Raw genomic sequence first — 23,779 nt, 5'->3', positions numbered from 1 at the left:
GCTCCCTCCTTAAAATACTAATCTTGCTACAGAAATCGTAGCATTGCCTGACTTTTTCTTTGGTAATACGAGTGAATCTACCTGTGCATAGCGCATTGCAGCTGGTTCACTTACCCCATATGCCCCTGTATATTTAAAAACGGTTTCAGATGGTGATGGGAAATTGATTTCATTTAACTGTTCTGGGGTATACGTTACAAACTCCCAATCATATCTTTTTGTTATTTCAATAAAACAAGGTTCGTCTTTTTTCAAATCAATTGTACAAAGTGCTTTTACGCTTTTTTTCGAAAGCTTCAGCTCAGCTAACGTTTCATCAATGACTTGTTCAATTTCTTCAACAGCCGTCCCGCGATTACACCCCATGCCAAGGACAACTGATTTTGGTCGATAAATAACACCATTCTCCAGCAACACTTCTTCCTCAGGTTCAATTATACGGTCTGTGATAAACAGCGTAGCATGAGGTTTTGCTTCAATCGCGTCGTGTACCGATGGGTAAATTTTTATTTGCTCAGGCATTGGTGTATCACGCATCCACCAATCACGTTCCCCAGCTTCCTGTACAATCGCAACGTGTTCCTCATTGACCACAGAGGCACTAACAGGTGTTAGCTTATCTGCACTGTCCCAAACCCAGCCAAAACGTGCACCAAATAAATCAACAGGAATTGTTTTTTGAACGTCAGAAGCTGTTGTAATAATAGGGTTAGCTCCTAGTGCCGCTGCAACCTCATGTGTTAGCTCATTCGCTCCGCCTAAATGGCCTGAAAGCACACTTATCACATTTTCACCACGGTCATCAATAACAACCACACCGGGATCAGTCTTCTTATCCTTTAAAATTGGTGCAATCATGCGAACAACCGCACCAAGTGAAATAATTAAGATTAATCCTTTATACTGCTTAAAAAGCGTTGGTAGTAATAAGCGCACCGTACCTGTAAAAAGTTGAATATGCTTTTCATCTTCGTCGCCATGTTCAAATTTACTCATATAATATAAATCACTTGCTGCAAATGTTTGCTGAAGTTTGCGTCCTATTTGAACACCATGCTTCGTAATGGCTACAACTGCATAAGGATTACGCTGATTAACTTCAGGAAGTACACCTTCTTGTAATTCAATCACTTGTCTTCACACCTTTTCGGAAGCCATGTGTAAAGGTCGCATCATATAATTTTGAACGGTACTCATCTTTATCATGAATATTCGGGTCTAATGCCCAACCAGCTAAAATCATTGCATGCTTACGTATACCATTGACACGCATCGCCTCATCAAGCTCTACTAATGTCGTACGAACAATTTTTTGATCGGGCCAAGTTGCACGCTGGATTACTGCAATTGGCGTATCATCAGACCATCCCGCACTTTGCAATTCTTTGACGATCTTCTTTGTTAATGTTGCACTCAAGAACAGCGCAATCGTACAATGATGGCTAGCAAGATCACGTAGCTTTTCAAACTCAGGCACAGGTGTACGCCCTTCTGCACGAGTTAAAATAAGCGTTTGTGTTAAATCGGGAATTGTTAACTCCGCACCGATTGCTGCCGCTGAAGCAAAAACCGAGCTAACGCCAGGAATGACCTCGTAGCCAATCCCTTCCTTCTTCAATAAAGCAATTTGTTCCATGATTGCACCATACATCGCAGGGTCGCCTGTATGCATACGTGCCACTACTTTACCCTCATTGACACGCTCTACCATAACCGCAACCATTTCTTCTAAATGCATGCCAGCCGTACGAATTACTTCCGCGTCTGGCTTTGCCTTTGCAATAAGATCTTCATTGACTAACGAATCTGTATACATGACAACATCCGCTGTTTGTAGCATATGTAAACCTTTGACAGTAATTAAATCTGGGTCTCCTGGGCCTGCACCAACAATATAAATTTTCTTCATTATTTTCGCACCACCATTAACGTTAAATATTCTAAATCTACACCGTCTAGTTCACGCACATCCCATATAATTTCCTCATCAGATGTAACCTTTGTTACAACGGAAGCTTTATCAAGTAAGTCTAAATCACGCAGAACTTCTAGCATTAAATCAATAACCTTTGCTACTTTTATAAATACGACTGCATCATGACTTTCAATTGCCTCACGCATTGCATCGTAATTATCATGTGCTGGAATAATTGCGACACGATCATCTCCATCAGCAAGGGCAATACCTAGACGTGATGCAGAACCATTGAACGAAGAAATGCCAGGTACTGTACGAATTTCTACGTCTGGGTGCATGTCCTGCATTAGCTTCATCATATGGATAAAAGTACTGTATAAAAGAGGATCACCTTCTGTCACAAATGCAACATCCTTGCCTTCTTTCAATTTACCATAAACAAGTTCAACAGATTTCGTCCATTCACGTTCTAAAACTGCTTCATCCTTCGTCATTGGGAAAACAAGACCAAGCATATCTTTTTCCTCTGGATTAATGTAAACGTCTACGATGCGATGTGCATAGCTTTTGCTACCCTTTAATTTTTTAGGGTAGGCAATAACTGGTGACTCCTGGATAACACGGAATGCTTTTACTGTAATTAATTCTGGATCGCCAGGGCCTACGCCTAAGCCATATAAAATACCAAGATTACTCATGATTTTCTTCCTTTCGATATGCCGAAATAATATATATCGGGTTTAATGGGACAAAGCGAGTCATATCTAATATTGGTTTACTACGTGCAAGTTGTGCTTGTAGAATTTCCACTGCAAAGTCACAAGCTTTAAACGCCTCAACTGCCTTATATAAATTTTCTATTGTAGCAGCATTTAAGACAATGCGACCATTGGGCTTTAATCGCGCACAGCACAGCTGTAATAACTCCACCATTTCCCCACCTGTTCCGCCGATAAAAATCGCATCTGGGTCTGGAAAATGCTCTAGTCCTGCAGGCGCTTTACAATGAATAGCTGTAACATCGACACGGAATTTCTGCTGATTTTGTAGACAATTTTCTAAATCAGGTGCATTTTTTTCCACAGCATACACTTGACCTTCAGGGGCAAGTTTCCCAGCTTCAATTGCCATCGATCCTGTGCATGTGCCAACATCCCAAATCGTGCTATCCTTTTGAAGCTGCATTGCTTGCAAACTTAACACACGAATTTCCTTTTTCGTAATCAGTCCTTTGTCTGGCTTACGTTGCGAAAACTCTTCATCATCTATACCAAGTGCATAGCGCTTCGGTACTGATGTTTGCTGTAGAATGACGACATTTAAAGATGAAAATTCTGCCACTTCCATTTCATCAAGAGAATACCAGCCATATTTTTCTTCACTACCTTGTAAATTTTCTGCAACAAAAGAACGGTATTCCGTCATACCAAAATGCTTTAAATAACGTGCCAGCGCATTTGGATTATTGTCCGCATCTGTAAGTAATGCTACTTTCTTTTTGCCATCAATACGTTGCGCTAAGCCTTTCATTGGTCGCCCGTGAATACTAGTTACATAGGCATCCTGCCAGCTTTCGCCCATTTTTGAAAACGCGAGTTGTACCGAGCTTATATACGGATATACTTCGATATTTAGCTTCTTTGCTAAATAGCCCCCGATGCCATAAAATAGTGGATCACCAGATGCTAAAATAACTGTTCTACGCGTTTCTTCGACTAGTTTTTCAACAAGCGTCGAAAGCCCACCTTTAATCACTATTTTTTCTCCTGTAAAGCTTGGGAAAAAATCAAGGACACGCTCACCACCTACGAGCACCTCGCAGTCTTCAATCCACTGTCTATACTGTGGTAGTAAACTTTCCTGTCCGTTATCCCCGATCCCAATCAATTTCATCGATCGATGCAATGTCATCAGCCCTTCCTAATAATTGTCCCTGCATCGAATAAATCGATGTGGAGAGCGTCAAGCCCCCTCTAACATGGTGTAAAGATGAATAACAGCACGCCTCGCATAGGTGATGAAAGAAAGCATCATAGCCTTTTTCAGCCATTATTTCACCAACTTGTGATGCGGTATTTGCTTCTCTTACTTGCGCTACCGTTTCTTTATCTGCCCCAATATCAATGGCTAACTGCGCTAAAAAATTAAAATCAATGGCTGCGCTTTTGGAGTGCACCATCATTACTCCTTGAGCCACCTTTGAAAATTTCCCCATCATCCCAACGAGCGATACTTGCTTAATGCCAAGTCGTTTACAATGCTTTAATGTAAAGCCGACAAAATCACCCATTTCAATAAACGCTTCCTCAGGTAATGTAGGATATTGGGCCATCCCAAACTTTTCACTACGCCCACCTGTTGTTACAACTACATGTTCACAGCCAGCTGCCCTTGCGACACTAATAGCTTGAACAATACTTGCCATATAAGCAGAACTCGAAAAAGGCACGACGGTTCCCCTTGTGCCTAAAATGGAAATACCGCCAATAATGCCAAGCCGTCCATTTAATGTTTTTTTTGCAATTTCCTCGCCCTCTGGTACAGAAATAACAACATTAACGCCGCGATTAATTTGAAACTCTTCTAGCACATCTTGCACGGTACTATGTATCATTTTACGTGGTACAGGGTTAATCGCTGCTTCTCCAACAGCAACAGGTAAGCCGGGCTTTGTTACTCGCCCGACGCCGATACCACCATCTAAATGTATCCCCGGGGTATCAGCCCAACTTACCGTGCCAATAATAAGGGCTTTGTGTGTCGCATCTGGATCATCACCAGCATCCTTAATCGTCTCACAACTTACTACGTTGCTTCCAAACGTACATTTTTCAATCGTAAATGTTGCATCTCGCCCAATTGGCAAATGAATTGTACTTGTTTCTTGTTCTTCATTTGTTATGAGTGCTAGTAATGCCGCTTTCGTAACTGCAGTTGCACAGGCTCCTGTTGTATAACCGTGACGCATGTCTTTAGGATCCTTTTTTGGCTTCCGCTCCATTATTTTTTCGCCTGTTCGTCCGCTAATAATGAAACCGCATTTAAAGCAGCAACCGTCACTGTACTACCGCCTTTACGCCCAACATTTGTAATATAAGGAATCCCCTCTAGCTTTAAAAGCTCTTCTTTCGACTCTGCTGCTGACACAAATCCTACTGGCATACCAATAATTAAGTCTGGTTTTGCTAAACCTTCTTTAATTAAACGTATTAACTCTAGTAAGGCTGTCGGTGCATTTCCGATAGCATAAATGCCACCTTCGTGTAATTTTGATGCCTTTTGCATCGAAATAATGGCACGCGTTGTATTTTGTTTTTTCGCTTCAATAGAAACGTCTTCATCTGCGATATAGCAGTGTAAATCCCCACCATGCTTTTGGAAACGTTTTTTCCCTGAACCACTTTCAATCATTTGTACATCAGCAATGACATGACGACCTGCAAGGATCGACTTAATGCCTGCTTCAATTGCTCCTGGTGTAATAATGACGCTACGTCCTAATTCGAAGTCAGCAGAAGCATGAATAATACGACGTACAATTTTCCACTCATCTTCTGTAAAATCATGTTCGCCCATTTCCTCTGCAATTATCGAGAAACTATAATCATAAATTTTGTCTGGGTCTACTGTTAATGGTTTAAAATCTGTTTTGAAATCCATATGGATTGCCTCCTAAAGTATGTGTTGTACAGCTTGTAGTACTTCCTCAAATGAGGAGTATTGTTGGCCATATTGAATATTTGGTCGTGCAATTAAAATCGTTTCAATGCCACAAGCAAGTGCTGCGTCTAGTTTTTCATCGACAGAGCCGACCTTGCCACTTTCTTTTGTAATCATCAATGTGACATTGTACTGTCGAAATAATGCTTCATTTAATTCTTGTGAAAAGGGACCTTGGATGGCAACGATATCTCGTTGCGCCACACCAAGCGCTTCACATTTTTCCATATTATCAAGACGAGGAAGCATACGTGCGATAACACGTGTATTTTCTAAGCCATGTAATACTTTGGTAAACGTTGCAAGTGTTTTACTGCCAGTTGTTAGCATAATGATGCCTCGTTTTACTGCGGCTAACTGTGCTGCTTCCTCATAGTCTTTTACAACTGTAATAAGTGGATGTTCGTAATGCTCATTTGCGCGTTCATAACGAACATATGGAACATCTGCACTCTTAGCTGCTGCCATCGCATTTTTAGAAGCTTCCTCCGCAAATGGATGCGAGGCATCAACAACTATACGGTAACCACGTTCTTTAATAATCGCTGCCATTTCCTCAGCTGTTAGACGCCCTACTAAATGTGGCAGACCTACCTCGGCAAGACTTGAAGCGGCTGAATCTGTAACGACGGTTGCCGTAACAGCATAGCCTACTGACTGTAATTCAAGTGCAAGATTCCTTGCATCGCTCGTACCAGCTAACATGAAAATCATTTTACTAGCTCCTCGTCATGGTGATGATCATGATGATGGTCGTGATGGTGATGGTCATGCCCGTGATCGTCATCGTGATGGTGATGATGGTGCGCATGTCCATGTACCGCCGCGTAAGCACGATAGTTTTCTAAATCCTGCATCCCTGTTGATGTACCATTTACAGCTTGCTCAATACGGTTTAATAACACATTTTGCAAACGCTCATGGTAGCCAAAATAGTTGGCAATTTGAATATCACAGTCAGGATATTGCTCATTGAATTGCTTGCACATGCCATTCATACGTTCCATTAAAATACCAGTGAACAAAAAGTACGGCAGCATAATAATTTTTTTAGCACCTAGTTTGACACAGCGTTCAATGCCTTCTTCAACACGTGGATCAGTCACACCCATAAATGCGCTTTCCACATACTGAACGTTTAATTTTTCCCATAACAAACGTGTAATTTTATAAAAATCCCCATTAGCTGCTGGGTCACTGCCACCTCGTGCAATTAATAAAATAGCAGTATCCTTTTGCACTTCCTCAGTATTAAAGCCGATTTCTGCTAAGCGGTCTTCTAAAATCGCAAAAATTTCATCATGAATACCGATTGTTTGCCCATACGTGAATGTAACATTTGGATAATGCTCACGTGCATGTTCGATTTCTGCTGGAATGTGCAGTTTTGAATGTCCAGCATGAAGTAAAATAATTGGGATTACATGGACCTCAGTAGCACCCTTCTTCACACAGTTCGTTATACCATCTTCAATGTTTGGAGAGGCAAACTCTAAAAAACATGTTTCTACTAAAAAGCTTTCATCGATACGTGGTGTCATTTGCTCTATAAACGTTCGTACCTCGCCATTTCCTGCTGCTAAACGGCTACCATGGCCAACAAATAAAATTGCTTTCATCTTTTATCTCCTCACTAGTCGCCGCACGGAGCTGGCTCTACTTTTATTTTTGACGACATATCTTGATACGTAAAATGCAATATTTTTTTCACCCGTTTGAAGTACTTAAATAAGCGTTCATTTGGATGTGCATTTGCCTTATATTCCTCAATAATGTCTGTAATAAGCGGAATAAGCTGTTCTGGCTCTAGTCCCTCTACGACCGGCTGTGCCGCATGTGCTGTACGACCTACTGGTTTCGCACCGATAAAAACATCAAATTTACTTTTCCGGTAGACGATGCCGATATCGTCAAATACTGCACGATAACACGCCATGCCACAGCCATTAAAGCCAATATTCAGTGTTTTTGGCAACGACAACCCACCTAGCTTTGCTTGAATTTCCTCTGCATATGGAATTGAATCTGCCTTCTCCCCATAACAGAAATCACAAGCCTTTAATGACAGCACATCTCCAATCGGTGCAAGTAAAAAGCCTACTGCACTCAATTTTTCTGTAATTGTATCTGGGTCTGTAGTTGGGATTTTCAAATGAATTTGATGGTCAGGTGTATATTCCATCGTACCTTCTTCTCCTACAACTTCAGCTAGCGTCATCATTTGCTGAGGAGTGAAAAATTTATTTGCTACCCCAGGACTAACAGCTAGTTCAAAAATCGACTCCATTTTTTGCTGAACTATCTTTGTTCTTGCCTTTGTGACAGTTGTTCCTTTAACCATGGCTAGTGCAGTTGCTGCCATTTCTAAAGATGATTTTTCTGGTACCAATACAGGCGCAGGTGCTATCGCTATACTACTTTTCAGACGTCCTGCGTTTGGATCTGCAGCAAAGTCATGGCGTGCAGTACCTGTTTCTTGGTTCATTGCCCACGGTTCATTTTCTTCTCTTAAACGCTGATGTGGACGTAAAGGCTGTTTTTCTTCTCCAAGTGTATATTTGCGCTGATAGCCACGCGGTGTAATCATTTTATTGTCATAGAAAAATGTCGATGAATTTCCAATTATAACTGTAGTTAACATGCCGATATCATGCTCGAGCATCTCTGCTAAAGTTGTCATCGTTATCTCCTGACGATCTCGGTAGGCACTTTTCACTAGTCCTACAGGTGTATCCGGTGATCGATATTCTAGTAAAATCCGTTGTGCTTCTACAATCTGACGTGTACGGCGACCACTTTTTGGGTTATATAAAGCAATTACAAAATCAGCCATCGCCGCAGCTTCAACACGCTTTGCTATTAAATTCCAAGGTGTTAAATGATCACTTAAACTAATCGTGCAAGAATCATGCATAATCGGTGCGCCTAGCAAACTTGCACACGAATTAATAGCAGAGATCCCTGGTACAATTTCGACTTCAACCCCAGTCGCTTCCGTCCAACCAAGCTCAATTAGTACTTCATATACAAGTCCAGCCATCCCGTATACGCCTGAGTCACCACTCGAAATAACAGAAACGATATTTCCGGCCTCCGCTTGACGTACCGCTTCTTGTGCTCGTGACACTTCTTCAGTCATACCAGTACTAACAATCGACTTCGCACTTACTAAATCTTGAATGAGCTCCACATACGTTTTATAACCGATAATAAATTCACTTTGTTGCAATGCCTCTACAGCACGTGTCGTAATATGTTTGAAATCCCCAGGTCCAAAGCCTACAACAAAAATCTTTCCTTTTTGCGCCATTTTTTACCCCTCTTTCACCTTGTCGATGCCTTTAATGGCTGTTGTTTGCGGGGTACGTTGCAACGTACCTTCTGTCAGTGTAAAAACATGCTCACTATGTAAAGAATCATGGTTTAAATCTTGTACAAGTGTTCTACCATGCTCAACTGTTGGTACACGATACCAATTTCCCTGTGGATACGCGATCACAACACAAGCATCTTTACATCTGCCATTACAACGCGTTCTTGTCGTATGTATTTCCTTATCGAGTGCTAATTTCTCTATTTCGTCTCGAATTGCGAGCGTAATTTCCTCAGCCTCTTTTTTCATGCAACTACTACCATTACAAATAAAAAGATGGGTTTTCATGCCCTCTAAATTCCAAGTTGTCATTGTTTTTCTCCCCTCATTCTTCTTTTAGGAAAAAGAAAAAACCTTTACTCGATATCGAAGAGTAAAGGTTTTATAGAAGCCAAAATAAAAACGAATATATACGTATCCGCTCTCGCTTCACTTCTCCCTCCGAAAAGTTTGCATGTCATCAACTAAGCAGGTTTCCTGACTTAAGCTTCTTCTTACTTTCGCGCCTTCCCAAGTCTTCAGTGGCATTGCGATTTCATCAGCTATTACAGTAGCGGGGGCTGTACCGGGTTTACACCGATTTCCCTATTATCTCGAAGTATTTCGAGCACTTAATGATGGATTTATATTTAAATTTTGAAATGAAATGTTAATAAAACGAATATAAAACTGTTTCTATCATAGCCTATTATTTTTATACTTTTCAACATTTCTTTTTTATTTATTAGATTTTTAATAAAATTTCAACAAATATTTCATTGAAATTGATCGATTTTTCCTTACATTTATCTGAATTTTCTAGATTGTTATTCTTTTTAAAAAAACTTTTTACAAAAAAAGGATAGCTTCTGATTGGAAAAACATGTTACACTTCTTCGTGAAAACTCACAACTTCATCTTTTTTCGGTGCGAAGTGTATACATTTCGCTTAAAAGGGAAGCCGGTTCAAGTCCGGCGCGGTCCCGCCACTGTACTAGGGAATTTTATAGAAAATGTCACTGTCCATAGGACGGGAAGGCCTATAAAATGTTGAACTAAAGCCAGGAGACCTGCCGAGAAAATCGTGATCGTTTCAACCTACGAGGATAGGTGTGCGGCTTGGCAAATGACAATTCTATTTGCTTTTTCAGCTATGCACTTTTTCCGAAACGGAGAAGTGCTTTTTTATTGCGCACGCTACATTCGAAATTTACTGTTGAGGAGGAAAGGTATTGAAATTTTCTTTTTGGAAACTTAGTTATTTCTTAGTGGCTTTTTTACTAGTACCAAAACGAGCGTTTGCTATGCATATCATGGAAGGATTTTTGCCGATTGAATGGGCAATTTTTTGGTGGGTCATTTCGATTCCATTTATTATTTTAGGATTACGTTCTATTCGGAAAACAATTGATGAAAATCCTGAAACGAAAATGATATTAGGCTTATCGGGTGCATTTGCATTTGTCCTATCGGCACTGAAAATTCCATCAGTAACAGGAAGTTGCTCACATCCTACTGGCGTTGGTCTTGGTACAGTTCTTTTCGGACCATTAGCCATGAGTGTGATTGGAACAATCGTTTTATTATTCCAATCATTACTTTTAGCGCATGGTGGTATTACCACTTTAGGTGCGAATGCTTTCTCTATGGCAATTGTAGGACCAATTATTGCGTATTTTGTTTTTAAAGGTTCTCAAAAAATCGGTCTATCATTCTCTATTGCTGTCTTTTTTGCAGCGATGCTTGGGGACTTAGGTACATATGTTGTCACTTCAGTTCAATTAGCACTGGCTTTCCCTTCTGAAGTAGGAGGCTTTATGGCTTCATTCACAAAATTTGCAGGTATTTTTGCTTTAACGCAAATCCCTCTAGCAATTAGTGAAGGGATTTTAACAGTTATCGTTATGAATTTCTTAAAAAAATACAATGTGAGCGAATTAAAGGCACTACGTGTTTTCTCAGCAAAGGAGGCACATTAGGATGAAAAAGAATTTACTGCTACTAGCTGTCGTTGTACTTCTAGCAATCATCCCTCTTTTCGTACAAAAAGGTGCAGAATTCGGTGGTGCAGACGGAGAAGCTGAAGCTGCAATCGGTGAAATTAATGCAGAATATGAACCATGGTTTGAAAGCTTATGGGAGCCACCAAGTGGTGAAATCGAAAGCTTATTATTCGTATTACAAGCCGCGATTGGTGCTGGCTTTATTGGCTATTTCGTAGGTTATATGCGAGGCAAGCATAAGGAAGGTTAAGCGATGTTACTCATTGATAAGTATGCTTATATGAATAAACTAGCGTCCGTTCATCCGTTAGAAAAAATGACGTTTTCCTTGGGGTTACTGCTATTGTCGCTTATCGTGAGAGATGAACTTATTTCACTCATTACATTTATTGTAATGAGTGCTTTTATCATTTTAGGCGCTAAAATCCCTTTCCAATATTATGCGAAATTACTGCTGTTACCAGGATTTTTTCTGCTATCCAGTTTGCTATCTATTTTGATTTCAATTGCGCCAAATTCAAGTAACCTCCCAGCACATTTCTGGGCATTTTCTCTTAGTAATTGGACAGTTTTCATCGGAAATGAAAGCGTAATTACAGCACAGCAGCTATTGTTCTCTGTATTAGGCAGTATTAGCTGTTTATACTTTTTAATTTTAACGACTTCGGTCCAATCTATTTGTCACGTCTTACGTCAATGGCATCTGCCTGCTTTATTTGTAGAATTAGTAGAGTTAACGTATCGATTTATTTTCATCTTTTTAAATAGCATGCATAAAATTCATCTTGCTCAACAATCACGTCTTGGCTATCAATCACCTATACAATGGCTACGGTCGATTTCCATGCTTATTGCAGCATTGTTTGCAGAAATGTTTCAACGTAGTCGTGAACTAAATAATGCGATGCAGGCACGTGGTGGCGAATCTGTCTATTGGCAAGACAGTGTATGCTATAGCAAGAAAAACTGGTTTGGAATTGTTCTTATTTTTTTATTCCTCGTATTATATGGAGGTTTTTTCTCATGACAGAGCTTTATTTTGATCTTAAACATTTATCATATGCCTATGCAGACGGTACCGAGGCCCTTACAGATATTTCATTGCAAATACCTAAGGGAAAAAAAATCGCCCTACTAGGTCATAATGGTGCTGGGAAATCAACACTATTTCAGCATCTAAATGGAATTTTAAAACCGACCGATGGCAGCATTACGTTTTGCAACGAAGCGCTTAGCTATTCTAGAAAAGCATTATCAGCATTACGTCAGCAGGTCGGCATCGTATTTCAAGATGCTGACAATCAACTTTTTTCAGGCACAGTAAAGCAAGATATCGCTTTCGGGCCATTAAATCTTGGCTGGACTCAAGAAAAAATCGAGGAAAAAATCGCCTGGGCTGTAGCACAAACAGAGGTTGAGTCATTACTTGATAAGCCCATACATTTTTTAAGTGTCGGACAGAAAAAACGTGTTGCCATGGCAGGTGTGCTGGCAATGGAACCTTCTGTATTACTATTAGATGAACCGACTGCTGGACTAGACAATTATTATGCTACACAACTTTTACATTACTTAGCTAAATTAGAAAATGGTCACCGAACTTTTTTATTGGCGACCCATGATATCGCTTTGGCTTATGAATGGGCGGATCAAATAATTGTAATGGAGGCTGGGAAAGTCATTTACGATGGAGATCCGGTCGAATTGTTCTATCAAGAGAAGTTACTGGAACTAGCCCACCTTGAACGTCCTTGGGTTTTTGAAATAACACTCGCCTTACAAAACAAAAAGCTATTTGACGATGGCATGCCGATGCCTCGTTCAAAGAAAGACTTACAAAGACTTATCGAACAGCTCTAAATTGTTTAGGTGCCTGTTCGGGTGCCAGGCACTCAAACAATTTTCAAACAATCTTAAAAAAATTTATTGTAGTATGAAACCTTTCCATTCTCCATCCGTTATAAATAGTGAAATACCATTATTTACTCAAGGAGGAAAAACAATTGAAAAACTGGGTGATGAAATCAATCGCTGTCGTAGCATGTTCTGCACTAATGGTTCCTGCTGCTTCTGCCTTTGCTGAAGCACCACAGAACCCAGAATTGGTGACAAGTATGCTCGCTAGCAACAAAAAGCAAGCATTAAAGCAGTTCAACTATCAAACAGGAGGAAACGAATGGATTAGTGCTGATACTATTATCGTCAAACATTCGGGTCTTGCTAAGACCGTACATAGTAAAATTGGTTCAAAAGTAATTCGATCGATTCCTTCATTAGGTTACGAAGTAGTCCAACTAAAAAAAGGCGTAACATTAACAGAGGCTGTTTCTTATTATGCCAAGCAAACTGGAGTCAAAAGTGTATCTCCAAGCTACAAGTACCAATCCTTTAGTAATGTAGTAGATCCAAAGAAAAAGGATATGTATCATTTAAACCTACTGCAAATTGATAGGGCTTTATCATTAGCAGGAAATCATGAGGTCAAAGTAGCAGTTATCGATTCTGGTGTCGATTATAAACATCCAGAATTGAAGTCTCAAGTGCTTCCACCATATAATGCAGCAACACCTGCCAATACATCCTTTTCTGATCCACATGGGACGCATGTAGCAGGCATTATTGCAGCTACTAAAGATAATGGGCTTGGTGGACATGGTATTTTTCCAACAGCAAAAATTCTTCCAATAGATGTCTTTAACGGCAAACAAACCGCAAATGATTTTGTTATTGCACAAGGTATACTTTATGCTATTGAACAAAACGCTGACGTTATTAATATGAGTCTCGGTGGCTATGGAGAATCTCCACTAATACAGGAAGCCGTTAAAAAAGCAATCGATAAAGGCATTACGATTGTAGCTGCCGCAGGCAATGAATCAACAGATCAATACTCCTTCCCCGCTTCTTTCGAAGGTGTCATTAGCGTTGGTTCTACAAATGAACGCAATAAGCTATCAAGTTATTCTAACTATGGACCATCAGTGGACTTAGTTGCGCCAGGAGAAGATATTTATAGTACCGTTTATGATCAAAAAAAGGGATCCTCCTTCACAGCATTTAGTGGGACTTCAATGGCATCTCCTGTAGTTGCGGGTGTAGCAGCCCTACTAAAATCAAAATATCCCACTTTAAAGCCTCATGAAATAGAGGCTATACTCGAAATGACCGCAAAGGATTTAGGTGAAAGAGGCTACGATCTAACCTATGGCCATGGCCTCGTCGACCCATTAAAAGCAATGCGCTTCGATTTAAACAACCTACCAAAGCGCTATTCTGAAACAAAAGAAGAGCGCCTAAATAATGCCACAGTGCTTAATAAAAATAGTATGAATACCGAAAAAGGTGAATTCAAGCTACCTGATGAAAAGAAATGGTATAAAATTGAATTGGATGCAGGTGAATATGCTCAACTGTCATTAAAAGGAGCTAGCAACTATGACTATGCATTTGACTTATACTTCTACCCTACAGGTCAAAAAGATGAGTCTGAAACGATAAATGTCAATGATGTCCGCGCAGGTAAACAAGAAGGCTACCTTTATAAAGCAGAGCAAGCAGGAACGCTTCTTATTGGCGTCAAAGATCATAATGGTGGCTATAGCTTAAAAGGTGCTTCAAACTATATTTTCACAGCGCAAACGACAAATGAAATACCAATCGATTCATTAGCAATGGATAGCGCACATAAAATTCAACAGTTCCCATTTAGTACAGCAGGGGAAAATTATACGTTACTGTCAGATGATCAACAAAGTGATCAAGATTACTTTACATTTTCAGTAACGCAACCATCTACACTGAAATTTGATTTATCTGGTATACCAGGTGTTACAGCATCCATGGAAATCTACTTAAAAAGCGATTTGGATAACATCTCAACAGAACAAGTAGATGAAGAAGATTGGAATGAAAATGCACCCTACCCAATACAAGCATCTTCAGGCTCAGCAAAAGGTGAAAGTGTAAGTATCGTTTTCGATGCAATCCCTGATGAAGAATATGTACTAAGTGTATCCAATGACAACAGTGGCGCATTGACGTTCGATATGCTCTTTAATGGCGGTATTGATAATGAGGAAAAAGCGAACATAAATGAATCGATTATTCCTTACACGTTAAAAGGAGAAGTTGTTCATCTTCCTGAAGATGAAGACGGACTTCCTTTGAATGAGCCAATGCTTGAAGAAGATGTTCAAAATAACAATGACGTACCAGCTCAAAATAAAGCAAAAAAACGTGAACGAGTAAATAATATTTTAAATCTTCTTTCAGGTTCCGATTTTGAGGAAAATGGTTTAGATGCGGATCTCATTATGCCGAATGCAATTCCTTTTGATATCGGTGAAGATCAAAAAGCATACTTCCAAACTGAATATGATGAAGATTATTTCGTATTTGCCGTTCCAGAAGATGCGATTTATGGTTTCCATATTAAAAAAGGATATAATCAAGGACCAACTGGCACTATATTTGAATATGATGAGGAAACGAATGAATTGCTACCACTTTCTTCATTAACGAATGATTCGGGGCTAATTGGTCTACTTTACGGAGTAACAATTGGTGAAAACGATCCAAAAACAATTGCTCTGAAAAAAGATAAAGCTTATGTTATGAAAATTGTCAATGTTGGTGGACGTTCCATCGAACCATATTTACTTACATCAAGGAAACTGGCAGCTGTACCTGAAGACAAAAACAATGAAATTAATACAGACATCAATGCTCAAATGATTGAACCTGGTATCGATTATCAAAATCATCTCATCTATAATGATGATAAAGATTACTACTACTATAAACATCGGGGCGAGGATACAGTCTTGAGTCTTCTGTTATCCTCCGTTCCATATACAAATGTACAACTCAATCAAATACCAAAGGAACTACAATTTGACTTGAAATTTTCTGGTTCAATTATTGAGGATACAAACGGCAATATGCAAATCGATGACGATGAACTAGCGACAGAAATACCGTTGGGACAAGGTGAAAACATATTTGAAATCCTTCTTGGTCTCTCAGGTACTTCAGAGGTCAACACATCTTTCCTAGCGAAAAGAAATCACGGTTATTTTATTACTCTTAACGGCTCGGACATTGGGCTCGTATCGCTTCAACCATACACATTATCTTTATTTAATCATAAAAATGTGGATGAAGATGCGGATTCCACTTTAGTGCATGGTTTGCCAACAAAACCAACTAAGCTAACGAAAAATGGCGATAAATATGTGGCTAATCAATATTTAAATGCTAGTGTGCCATTTGGCGATAAAGACTATTTCGAATTCTACAATGACCGCAAACGCGATGTGTTCTTCTCCTTACAAACTGAAAAAGGTTTAGATGGTGTAATTCGTATTATTGATGCAAATGGAAAAACGGTTGAAACATTAGATCTTTACGGTGCCAAAGATACTGAAGTAGGTTCCGTTGAACTAGATAAAGGAACGTATTATATAGAAGTTAGTGAAGCAAACGGCAAAGCTAGTACACAACCATATACGCTCGAAGTACAGTAACTAGCGACTGCTAAAGTAAAAAAAGGACGAAAGGCATCGAGTTGAACTTCTCGATGCCTTTTGTCTTTATGCCCAATAACTTTATTCAAAAATAGCTTTCATCTCAATCAAATAATGTTTCCTTCTCTGGAGTCCGCAAAAATTCAAAGAGAAGATCAATTTGTGACGTAGTATTTCTATTAGTAGAAAGTGGAGGTAAAAGGTGTTGCGAAAAAAATTGAACATTATTCGTCTCAATACCTATAGTAGCTTCCCCACCAATAATCTCACACAAAATAAATATCTTATAGTAATGATATGGTTCAGGAGGGTGCGGGTGTTTATTTTTGTCCAATAACGCAAGTAACCTGACTGGCATGACATTATAACCAGACTCCTCTTTAATTTCCTTTACTACATTCTCTGAAGGAGATAATCCAATATCACAAAACCCTCCGGGTAATGCCCATTTATTATCAATATTCTCTTTTACCATTAATATTTGACTATTTTTAAAAACAACACCACGAACATCAACTTTCGGCGTTTGGTAACCCGTTTCATTCGTAAATAAATCTTTAATTTTGGTCATTTCAAGTTCAGTGTGTTGTGACATAATCTCTGCACTAATGTGACGTAATTCCTCATAACGCTCGATATCATAAATATCCTTAGAAAAAGTTAAGCCCGCCTGAGATAATGCTTGTATTTTTTTTTGCCCATTCCAGCCATTGGTAACTCATAAAATTCCAACTTTTAAGAAACGCTTAAATTCTGTGATACTTTTTATGATTGAATTTGGTTGTGCATTAAATTCCTCTGTTTGGTATTCGGGTAACCATTGTACGCCAATCGTATAGACATTTGCCTGCAAACCTGCAACGATATCAGCATCACTATCTCCAATATAAATCGCCTCATAATTTTCTACGCCTAAAAGAGATAATGCTTTTAATAACCCCTCTGGATCTGGTTTAGGTTTTAATACATCATCACCAGTTATGATGACATCAAATAATTCTTCCATATCTAATGCTTTTAGAGAGAGATTCAAGCTTCTTTTTGCCTTTCCCGTGAAAATTCCTATTTTTATATTTGCCTCTTTCAAAGTTTTCAATAATCCATGAATTTCAGGATTTACTTCTACCAAACTTCTATGTAATTCGGAATATTGAGCATAGTAATATTCGATAGCTTCTTCCTTATTAGGATTAGAGAGATTATTTCTAATAATACCTGTTTCAGAAGGACCAAACATTTCCTTAATTTCATTTGCAGTAAGATCCTTATTATCATAATCTTTAAATACTTTTTGAAAAGCATAGTAACAAATTGGTAAAGTATTCGCCAATGTTCCATCAAAATCAAATACGATAGCTTTCATTATTTGCTCCTTTAGTTTTATATAAGTTAGTAACTACCACGCACATTGTATAAATTGTTTGATTCCTCTAGTTCTTATTATGATTGTCTGCCCTCCTTTAAAGTATTAATATATATATATTTTACAAATGTTTCTAAAACCCTTTTAATTATAATTGCAAACTACCACGCAATTGTAAATAAAACACAAAAAAGCATCTTCATCCAAAATGGACGAGATGCTTATTCTTAATTAAAGTACTTAACATAATTACAATATTGATCTTGTTTCATATTAAGATTTTCATATAACTTTCGTGCATGAACATTATCTGTAGCGGTTTGAAGCGTAACATACCGTGCATATTGTTGCTCACAATATTGAAACACCTTCTCCATCAATGCTTTGCCTACCCCTTGGCCTCTAGCATCGTCCGTAACATATATATCATTTAATATATATGCACGTTGTAAAGCGATAGATGAAAAAGTTGGATATAATTGTGCGAAGCCAATCGTTTTCCTATTTACTACAGCAATAAAAATAATGGATTCTTTTAAAGCCATTCGTAATTGGATAAATGCTTTAGCACTACTTCTATCTGATTCAAGTCCATAAAACTGGCGATATTCATCAAATAGCACTGTTACTTCTTCTAATTCATCCATAGTCGCGTGAAGTATTTCCATTAATTCTCTCCCCTTATGTCTACCCATGATTGTTAAAAATATGTAGCTAGTGTTAATTATAAAGGAAATGCTGTTATAAAGATATTATGAATAGTACTTCAGAAATGAACTTCGCAGCTTCGTATGGAATTTAAAAGGCGCCGCTCTGAAGCCCCTTTAGACTTCAAAAACAGCACCCTTTGCCATATTTAGTGGAAATAATGATCTACACGCTGTATTACTTCATCAGCAGAAAGCCCAGCCGCATCGATAACTGGTCCTGCCATTATAGGGTCGCTAATTCCCATAACATCTCTGTCTTGCCCTGTAATTACACATGCATCGCATTTTTTTGCATCCTCTTCATTACGAAGCTGTATCACTTCATAACCTTTTGCTTTTAAAGCATCTTCAACATTTGATAATGATTGTTCGACACCGATAATTTTAGACATTTTTCTTCCACCTCCTATATGTTAATGTGCCATATAGGATTGCTAATTATTCACTTATTTTATTTTTTGTTATGAACAAAAAAGTGAATTGTTCTAACATTCATTTTCAAGTGAAACACAAAATTTAATTACCTAAAATATACAAAATAACCATTATACGTGTTACACTACTTTTTCATAGCATTAAATAATTGGAAGAATAGGAGGAATAACATGATTTATAGTAAAACCGAAAAAACACTAGAAACAGATCGTCTACTGCTACGTCTTTTTAAAGAAACGGATGCTCCAGAAGTGAGTATATATTGTAACAATTACAATATATACAAAAGTACGTTGAATTTACCTTATCCATACTCATTAGATAGTGCTCTTACATGGATTGCAAATCATGAAAAGCATTATGACTTAGATAAAATGTATGAATTTGCGATTACAGATAAACAAAGTGGTCAGTTATATGGGGCTATCGGTATTTCAAATCATCAACAATATAAAAATGGCGAAATCGCTTATTGGATTGGTGAAGAGCATTGGGGCAAAGGTTATGCAACGGAAGCAGCCAAGGCACTAATTGACTTTGTCTTTACAGAGAAAAACTATCATCGTGTTTACGCTCGCTATTTTAAATCAAATCCCGCTTCTGGTAAGATTATGGAAAAGTGCGGTATGCAATATGAAGGTACTTTAAAAGACCACGTTTATAAAAATGACTCATTTGAAGATATAGTTTTTTATGGAATTATTAATCCGATGAGATAAAAGACGCAGGTGGGGCTTACGTTGAACGCAACGCCCCTTTTGGTCTTAGGCCAACTCCTATTCGTGATCGTCTAAAAAATCTTTGCTAAAGCTTGTTTGTGATTGATAAGATGATCGTTTACCTATATCAACACCTCGTTTAATGATACCTTTCCCAAAGCGCCCTTCAATCTCATCCACTACCTTTAAAATAGGCTCGTCTTTTACATGCTCTTCAAAATTAAAAATAGACAGCTGTTGGCTATAATCTTTTCGATCAACTACATTCGAAACAGTTACACCGAGCAACCGAACAGGCGACTCATCCCAATGTTTATCAAAGAGCGCACAAGCAATATCAAAAATATCTTCAAAGCGATAAATTACATTAGTCATCGATTTTGAGCGAGTATGGTTGTGCCAATCTGCATCACGAATTTGTATACTGACTGTGGAACCTGCGAGACGTTTCGCATCGAGTCGTTCTGCTACTTTTTTGCACAGCCCATCAATTGTTTTATGAAGGAGCCGAATATCTGTTACATCTTGCGGTAATGTCGTCGAATTGCCGACACTTTTTGTATCATAAATGGCATTGGGGTCTACTTCTCTTATATCGATTCCATTTGCTCTTGCACGAAGTCTAACCCCATTCTTACCTAAAATATGCTTGATTTTATGTTCCTCAACCATAGCCAAATTGCCGATTGTAAAAATACCCTGGTCATTTAACTTTTTGGCTGTACTTTCCCCAATACCATGCATTTTGACTACTTCAAGTGGCCAAAGCACTTGTTCAATATCTCTTAGTCTTAACACTGTGATACCCATCGGTTTTTTCATATCTGATGCTGTTTTGGCTAAAAACTTGTTAGGGGCAACACCAATCGAGCATGGTAAATCCAACTCTGTTAATAATCGAGTTTGTATTTCCTGGGCAATTTGAAGCGCATGGCGCTCCTTACTTAACAGCGTAACATCCATATAGCCTTCATCAATTGATACTGGCTCCACCAGTTCCGTATAGCTTCGTAAGATAGCAAACATTGCTTTGGAAGCCTCACGATATTTTTGAAAATCTGGTGGTAGCAACAACAGATCCGGACATTTTCGTTTAGCTTCATGTACCGTCATTGTCGTATAAACGCCAAGCGCCCTCGCCTCATATGAACATGTCACTAATATTCCCCGACGCTCCTTTGGGTTGCCTGCAATTGCGATCGGTTTTCCTTTTAAACTAGGGTCATGCGCCTGCTCAACAGATGCATAAAAACTATTCATATCAACATGAAAAATAATCCGTCCTTTATGTTCCATCATTTCACCACACATACCATTATTATGTACTTTCTATTTTAATCTATAAAAGTATAGTCACCATCACTTTCGAGCAATTCCTTTAACACCGCTAAGGCTCGCTCTAGCTGCATGCTATTTTCAGGTGCAGTAATCGCCAATCGTACTGCATTTACAGGTTTTGCATTGCCCACCGCAAAATGCTCTGCAGCATACACTTGTACGCCCGCTTTCGATGCAAGTAATTCAAACTGCACACCAGTAAATTTTTCAGGCAATATAAGCCATCTAAAAATGCATTCATCATTGCCTAAAATGTTGTATTCACCTAAATATTGATTAACTAGGGCATTTTGCTGTTTAGCATATAATCGGTGTTTCTCTAAAATCGTTTGTGCAACACCATCATGAATCAATCTTGCAGTAAGCTCCACCATGACTGGTGATACAGATATATTAATATTATATAATGTTTCAATAATTTTCTTTCTTAAAGCACTAGGCGTCACAACAAAAGATAGCCTTAACCCAGGTGAGATCGTTTTGGACACGCTTGCAATATAAACTACCTTTTCGGGTGCATAAAATGCAATGGGCTTAAGTGGCTGTTCTTGTAAAAAACTATAAATCGCATCCTCAATCACGATTAAATCTTTTTGTCTTGCCACTTCTGCAATCATTTTCCTAGTCTCAATTGACATTGTATGGGTAGTTGGATTATGAAAATCAGGAATAACATAAAGTCCTTTGATATGTTCATTTTTGCAAGCATATAAGAGCCCTTCTTTTGTCATCTCTCCATCTTTTTGCTGAATAGCCACTAGCTGTATACCAAGCATATTAGCCGCCGTTTTTATCCCAGCATAAGTAATCGGGTCTGTTCCGATACGATCTCCTGCATGAAATAATGCTGCTAGTGTACCGACAATTGCATTTTGTCCCCCCGTCCCAAGCAATATCGGCTGATCTGTTTGAAAGCCGACTTTCTCCAAAAGCTTTGCTGCAGCTTCTGTTTGCCAGGCATTCGCCTCGGGTCGCCCATATTGAAATAACTTACTAAAATTAGAATCATTCAGCATTTTTTTCATGTAGCGCGTTATTTCCTCATTGGCATAGGTAGCAGGCAATACTGAGCCCAACTCAATCATATGAGCAGAATGACTTGTAGGTAATAAAATTTTATTCGTGGCGGCATCAGAAGAAACAAATGTACCGCTCCCTATTGAAGCATAAATTAGACCCTGCTGTCCGCAAAGCTTAAACGCACGAGTAATGGTGCTTAAATTAACATCTAAAAAATCAGCAAGCTCTCGTTGTGGAGGCAATTTTGTACCTGGCAATAAAATGCCTTCTTTAATATCCTGTTCAAGCTGCTCAGCAATTGCAATATATATTGGCCCTGAAATATTGCGGATATTTGGCTTCCAGCTCATTGGGTATTCCTCAAATGAATTGAATGGCATTTTTCAAGCCCTCTTTCCTTCGTATTTGCATACAATATTTTAATTGTCTTGCATACAATCATAATATTGTATGCAAATGATTACAATGATATAATTTTTAAAAAATCAGAAAAAGGGACCGATAAAATTATGCAATATTCTGAAAGAATCTTAAACACACCTTCTTCATTCATCCGTAATATTTTGAAAGTAACGGATGCAGAGGATGTCATTTCCTTTGCAGGCGGGCTACCAAACCCAATCTCATTCCCAATCGATGCATTAAAAGCATCTGTAGATCATGCCATTAACGAAAATGGCAGTCGATTATTCCAATATTCATCTACACAAGGATATGCGCCTCTACGTGAATACATCGCTGCAAAATACCGTCGTGTTCATGGGCTAGATATCCATGCGGATGATATATTGATAACAACAGGCTCACAGCAAGCACTTGAACTGATTGGGAAAGTACTTATTAATAAAGGTGATGGCATTGTGATTGAGGAGCCAGGCTATTTAGGTGCTATTCAAGCCTTCACATTAAGTGAACCTACTTTTTATGGTGTAACGCTTGAAAACGATGGTCTTAATTTAGAAGAGTTAGAGAAAGCTTTACAGCAACCTAACGTTAAATTCATTTATACTGTTCCTAACTTCCAAAATCCAACGGGACTAACGTATTCAAAGGAAAAACGTCAACAAATTTATGACATCATTTCTAAATATGACGTAGCACTAATTGAAGATGATCCTTACGGAGAATTACGCTTCCAAGGTGAGCCATTGCCTTATATCGGTGCCGGAAAACTCGAAAATAGTATTTTACTAGGTTCTTTCTCTAAAACAGTTACACCAGGTATGCGCCTTGGCTTTGTCATTACAAAAAACAAAGCGTTAATGAAACATATTGAAACAGCAAAGCAAGCAACTGATTTACACACAAACATTTTCTCTCAATATGTCATTTATGATTATTTAGCGAATAATGACTATACAGAGCACGTGAAAAAAATTGTTTCATTATATAAAAATCAATCAGATGCAATGCTAGACGCAATGCAAGAATTCTTCCCTGCACATGTTGAATACACAAGACCAGATGGTGGGATGTTCATCTGGGCTACGATGAATAACGGAGCTTCCGCATTGGACGTTTTCAATAAAGCAATGGAACAAAAAGTCGCTTTCGTTCCTGGTGACCCATTCTATACATCAAAAACAGGCGTAAACACAATGCGTCTAAACTATACAAATGCAACACCTGAAATTATCCGTGAAGGAATTAAACGATTAGGCAGCATTTTATAAAAA

At 38.6% G+C, this 23,779-nt stretch carries 22 protein-coding genes, 1 pseudogene and 2 riboswitches; of the genes and pseudogenes, 7 read left to right on the top strand and 16 right to left on the bottom strand.

Features of this window, described 5'->3' with window-relative positions; all coding sequences use genetic code 11:
* Positions 1-9: 9 nt before the first annotated feature.
* From ACIQXJ_RS05190 to ACIQXJ_RS05145, 10 genes are read right to left on the bottom strand one after another with little or no spacing between them, the layout of a single operon-like run.
* The gene (locus ACIQXJ_RS05190) at positions 10-1,131 is read right to left on the bottom strand and encodes a cobalt-precorrin 5A hydrolase (protein ID WP_403050417.1); all 1,122 of its coding nucleotides are present in this window, start codon (positions 1,129-1,131) and stop codon (positions 10-12) included.
* Positions 1,124-1,909 (bottom strand): precorrin-4 C(11)-methyltransferase, encoded by a 786-nt coding sequence (cobM, locus tag ACIQXJ_RS05185; RefSeq protein ID WP_403050414.1) that lies wholly within the window; start codon positions 1,907-1,909, stop codon positions 1,124-1,126. Before cobM ends, ACIQXJ_RS05190 begins: the two co-directional genes overlap by 8 nt.
* Positions 1,909-2,616: a precorrin-2 C(20)-methyltransferase gene (gene cobI, locus ACIQXJ_RS05180; protein WP_401017400.1), complete on the bottom strand. Its 708-nt coding sequence runs from the start codon at positions 2,614-2,616 to the stop codon at positions 1,909-1,911. The genes cobM and cobI overlap by 1 nt, the downstream gene beginning before the upstream one ends.
* Positions 2,609-3,829, bottom strand: coding sequence for a precorrin-6y C5,15-methyltransferase (decarboxylating) subunit CbiE (gene cbiE / locus ACIQXJ_RS05175; protein ID WP_403050411.1), 1,221 nt, complete (start codon positions 3,827-3,829; stop codon positions 2,609-2,611). The genes cobI and cbiE overlap by 8 nt, the downstream gene beginning before the upstream one ends.
* Entirely contained in the window at positions 3,786-4,919 is a 1,134-nt protein-coding gene (locus tag ACIQXJ_RS05170; RefSeq protein WP_403050408.1) for a cobalt-precorrin-5B (C(1))-methyltransferase, read from the bottom strand. The genes cbiE and ACIQXJ_RS05170 overlap by 44 nt, the downstream gene beginning before the upstream one ends.
* The gene (locus tag ACIQXJ_RS05165) at positions 4,919-5,578 is read right to left on the bottom strand and encodes a precorrin-8X methylmutase (protein WP_173478976.1); all 660 of its coding nucleotides are present in this window, start codon (positions 5,576-5,578) and stop codon (positions 4,919-4,921) included. Before ACIQXJ_RS05165 ends, ACIQXJ_RS05170 begins: the two co-directional genes overlap by 1 nt.
* Before the next feature lie 12 nt (positions 5,579-5,590).
* A complete protein-coding gene (cobK, locus tag ACIQXJ_RS05160; protein WP_403050405.1) occupies positions 5,591-6,352 on the bottom strand; it encodes a precorrin-6A reductase in 762 nt (253 codons plus the stop codon).
* Positions 6,349-7,257 (bottom strand): sirohydrochlorin chelatase, encoded by a 909-nt coding sequence (locus ACIQXJ_RS05155; protein WP_403050402.1) that lies wholly within the window; start codon positions 7,255-7,257, stop codon positions 6,349-6,351. Before ACIQXJ_RS05155 ends, cobK begins: the two co-directional genes overlap by 4 nt.
* Positions 7,258-7,271: 14 nt before the next feature.
* Positions 7,272-8,948 (bottom strand): precorrin-3B C(17)-methyltransferase, encoded by a 1,677-nt coding sequence (gene cobJ, locus ACIQXJ_RS05150; RefSeq protein ID WP_403050399.1) that lies wholly within the window; start codon positions 8,946-8,948, stop codon positions 7,272-7,274.
* A gap of 3 nt (positions 8,949-8,951) precedes the next feature.
* Positions 8,952-9,323 carry a (2Fe-2S) ferredoxin domain-containing protein gene (locus ACIQXJ_RS05145; protein WP_401010180.1) on the bottom strand — a complete coding sequence of 124 codons (372 nt, stop codon included), beginning with the start codon at positions 9,321-9,323 and terminating at the stop codon, positions 8,952-8,954.
* A gap of 138 nt (positions 9,324-9,461) precedes the next feature.
* Positions 9,462-9,641: riboswitch (cobalamin riboswitch) on the bottom strand.
* Between the two features lie 257 nt (positions 9,642-9,898).
* A riboswitch (cobalamin riboswitch) is annotated at positions 9,899-10,082 on the top strand.
* Between the two features lie 140 nt (positions 10,083-10,222).
* Between ACIQXJ_RS05145 and ACIQXJ_RS05140 the strand changes: the two genes are divergently transcribed.
* The 5 genes from ACIQXJ_RS05140 (at position 10,223) to ACIQXJ_RS05120 (ending at position 16,518) form a co-directional block, all read left to right on the top strand.
* Positions 10,223-10,969 (top strand): energy-coupling factor ABC transporter permease, encoded by a 747-nt coding sequence (locus ACIQXJ_RS05140; RefSeq protein ID WP_403050396.1) that lies wholly within the window; start codon positions 10,223-10,225, stop codon positions 10,967-10,969.
* Between the two features lies 1 nt (position 10,970).
* Positions 10,971-11,243: an energy-coupling factor ABC transporter substrate-binding protein gene (locus ACIQXJ_RS05135; protein WP_173478982.1), complete on the top strand. Its 273-nt coding sequence runs from the start codon at positions 10,971-10,973 to the stop codon at positions 11,241-11,243.
* 3 nt (positions 11,244-11,246) lie between these two features.
* Complete coding sequence (gene cbiQ, locus ACIQXJ_RS05130) at positions 11,247-12,020, top strand: cobalt ECF transporter T component CbiQ (protein ID WP_403050393.1); 774 nt, start codon at positions 11,247-11,249, stop codon at positions 12,018-12,020.
* Positions 12,017-12,853 (top strand): energy-coupling factor ABC transporter ATP-binding protein, encoded by an 837-nt coding sequence (locus ACIQXJ_RS05125; RefSeq protein WP_403050390.1) that lies wholly within the window; start codon positions 12,017-12,019, stop codon positions 12,851-12,853. Before cbiQ ends, ACIQXJ_RS05125 begins: the two co-directional genes overlap by 4 nt.
* A gap of 143 nt (positions 12,854-12,996) precedes the next feature.
* Positions 12,997-16,518, top strand: a complete 3,522-nt coding sequence (locus tag ACIQXJ_RS05120) for a S8 family peptidase (protein WP_403050387.1) — start codon at positions 12,997-12,999, stop codon at positions 16,516-16,518.
* A gap of 103 nt (positions 16,519-16,621) precedes the next feature.
* On the opposite strand, the pseudogene ACIQXJ_RS05115 reads toward ACIQXJ_RS05120, so the two are convergent.
* The 4 genes and pseudogenes from ACIQXJ_RS05115 to ACIQXJ_RS05100 form a co-directional block, all read right to left on the bottom strand.
* Positions 16,622-17,240 (bottom strand): annotated as a pseudogene (locus tag ACIQXJ_RS05115) (NUDIX hydrolase).
* Positions 17,237-17,884, bottom strand: coding sequence for an HAD family hydrolase (locus ACIQXJ_RS05110; RefSeq protein ID WP_403054839.1), 648 nt, complete (start codon positions 17,882-17,884; stop codon positions 17,237-17,239). Before ACIQXJ_RS05110 ends, ACIQXJ_RS05115 begins: the two are co-directional and overlap by 4 nt.
* Positions 17,885-18,108: 224 nt before the next feature.
* The gene (locus ACIQXJ_RS05105; RefSeq protein ID WP_403050384.1) at positions 18,109-18,549 is read right to left on the bottom strand and encodes a GNAT family N-acetyltransferase; all 441 of its coding nucleotides are present in this window, start codon (positions 18,547-18,549) and stop codon (positions 18,109-18,111) included.
* Positions 18,550-18,737: 188 nt separating this feature from the next.
* A complete protein-coding gene (locus ACIQXJ_RS05100; protein WP_173478988.1) occupies positions 18,738-18,983 on the bottom strand; it encodes a YkuS family protein in 246 nt (81 codons plus the stop codon).
* 213 nt (positions 18,984-19,196) lie between these two features.
* Between ACIQXJ_RS05100 and ACIQXJ_RS05095 the strand changes: the two genes are divergently transcribed.
* A complete protein-coding gene (locus ACIQXJ_RS05095; protein ID WP_403050381.1) occupies positions 19,197-19,745 on the top strand; it encodes a GNAT family N-acetyltransferase in 549 nt (182 codons plus the stop codon).
* Between the two features lie 57 nt (positions 19,746-19,802).
* Here ACIQXJ_RS05095 and ACIQXJ_RS05090 read toward each other — a convergent pair whose 3' ends face one another.
* Together ACIQXJ_RS05090 and ACIQXJ_RS05085 are read right to left on the bottom strand one after the other, a co-directional pair.
* A complete protein-coding gene (locus ACIQXJ_RS05090) occupies positions 19,803-21,041 on the bottom strand; it encodes a DNA polymerase IV (RefSeq protein WP_403054837.1) in 1,239 nt (412 codons plus the stop codon).
* A gap of 38 nt (positions 21,042-21,079) precedes the next feature.
* On the bottom strand, positions 21,080-22,483 hold the full coding sequence (locus tag ACIQXJ_RS05085; RefSeq protein ID WP_403050378.1) for an aminotransferase-like domain-containing protein: 1,404 nt from the start codon (positions 22,481-22,483) through the stop codon (positions 21,080-21,082).
* A 129-nt stretch (positions 22,484-22,612) separates the two neighbouring features.
* On the opposite strand from ACIQXJ_RS05085, the gene ACIQXJ_RS05080 reads away from it, so the two are divergent.
* A complete protein-coding gene (locus tag ACIQXJ_RS05080) occupies positions 22,613-23,776 on the top strand; it encodes an aminotransferase-like domain-containing protein (protein ID WP_403050375.1) in 1,164 nt (387 codons plus the stop codon).
* Positions 23,777-23,779: the final 3 nt, after the last annotated feature.

The organism is Lysinibacillus sp. NPDC097868, assembly GCF_044761135.1.
In the GTDB taxonomy this organism is placed as follows: Bacteria; Bacillota; Bacilli; order Bacillales_A; family Planococcaceae; genus Lysinibacillus.
Note: the sequence above shows the minus strand (reverse complement) of the source record. Positions and strands in the feature narration are given on the sequence as shown.

Coding starts and splice junctions, on each gene's coding strand:
- ACIQXJ_RS05095 (WP_403050381.1), top strand. CDS start 19,197: ATGATTTATAGTAAAACCGAAAAAACACTAGAAACAGATCGTCTACTG.
- ACIQXJ_RS05170 (WP_403050408.1), bottom strand. CDS start 4,919: ATGGAGCGGAAGCCAAAAAAGGATCCTAAAGACATGCGTCACGGTTAT.
- ACIQXJ_RS05100 (WP_173478988.1), bottom strand. CDS start 18,983: ATGTCTAAAATTATCGGTGTCGAACAATCATTATCAAATGTTGAAGAT.
- ACIQXJ_RS05080 (WP_403050375.1), top strand. CDS start 22,613: ATGCAATATTCTGAAAGAATCTTAAACACACCTTCTTCATTCATCCGT.
- cobJ (WP_403050399.1), bottom strand. CDS start 8,948: ATGGCGCAAAAAGGAAAGATTTTTGTTGTAGGCTTTGGACCTGGGGAT.
- ACIQXJ_RS05135 (WP_173478982.1), top strand. CDS start 10,971: ATGAAAAAGAATTTACTGCTACTAGCTGTCGTTGTACTTCTAGCAATC.
- ACIQXJ_RS05145 (WP_401010180.1), bottom strand. CDS start 9,323: ATGACAACTTGGAATTTAGAGGGCATGAAAACCCATCTTTTTATTTGT.
- ACIQXJ_RS05125 (WP_403050390.1), top strand. CDS start 12,017: ATGACAGAGCTTTATTTTGATCTTAAACATTTATCATATGCCTATGCA.
- cobM (WP_403050414.1), bottom strand. CDS start 1,909: ATGAAGAAAATTTATATTGTTGGTGCAGGCCCAGGAGACCCAGATTTA.
- ACIQXJ_RS05085 (WP_403050378.1), bottom strand. CDS start 22,483: ATGCCATTCAATTCATTTGAGGAATACCCAATGAGCTGGAAGCCAAAT.
- cbiQ (WP_403050393.1), top strand. CDS start 11,247: ATGTTACTCATTGATAAGTATGCTTATATGAATAAACTAGCGTCCGTT.
- ACIQXJ_RS05090 (WP_403054837.1), bottom strand. CDS start 21,041: ATGGAACATAAAGGACGGATTATTTTTCATGTTGATATGAATAGTTTT.
- cobI (WP_401017400.1), bottom strand. CDS start 2,616: ATGAGTAATCTTGGTATTTTATATGGCTTAGGCGTAGGCCCTGGCGAT.
- cbiE (WP_403050411.1), bottom strand. CDS start 3,829: ATGACATTGCATCGATCGATGAAATTGATTGGGATCGGGGATAACGGA.
- ACIQXJ_RS05155 (WP_403050402.1), bottom strand. CDS start 7,257: ATGAAAGCAATTTTATTTGTTGGCCATGGTAGCCGTTTAGCAGCAGGA.
- ACIQXJ_RS05105 (WP_403050384.1), bottom strand. CDS start 18,549: ATGGAAATACTTCACGCGACTATGGATGAATTAGAAGAAGTAACAGTG.
- cobK (WP_403050405.1), bottom strand. CDS start 6,352: ATGATTTTCATGTTAGCTGGTACGAGCGATGCAAGGAATCTTGCACTT.
- ACIQXJ_RS05165 (WP_173478976.1), bottom strand. CDS start 5,578: ATGGATTTCAAAACAGATTTTAAACCATTAACAGTAGACCCAGACAAA.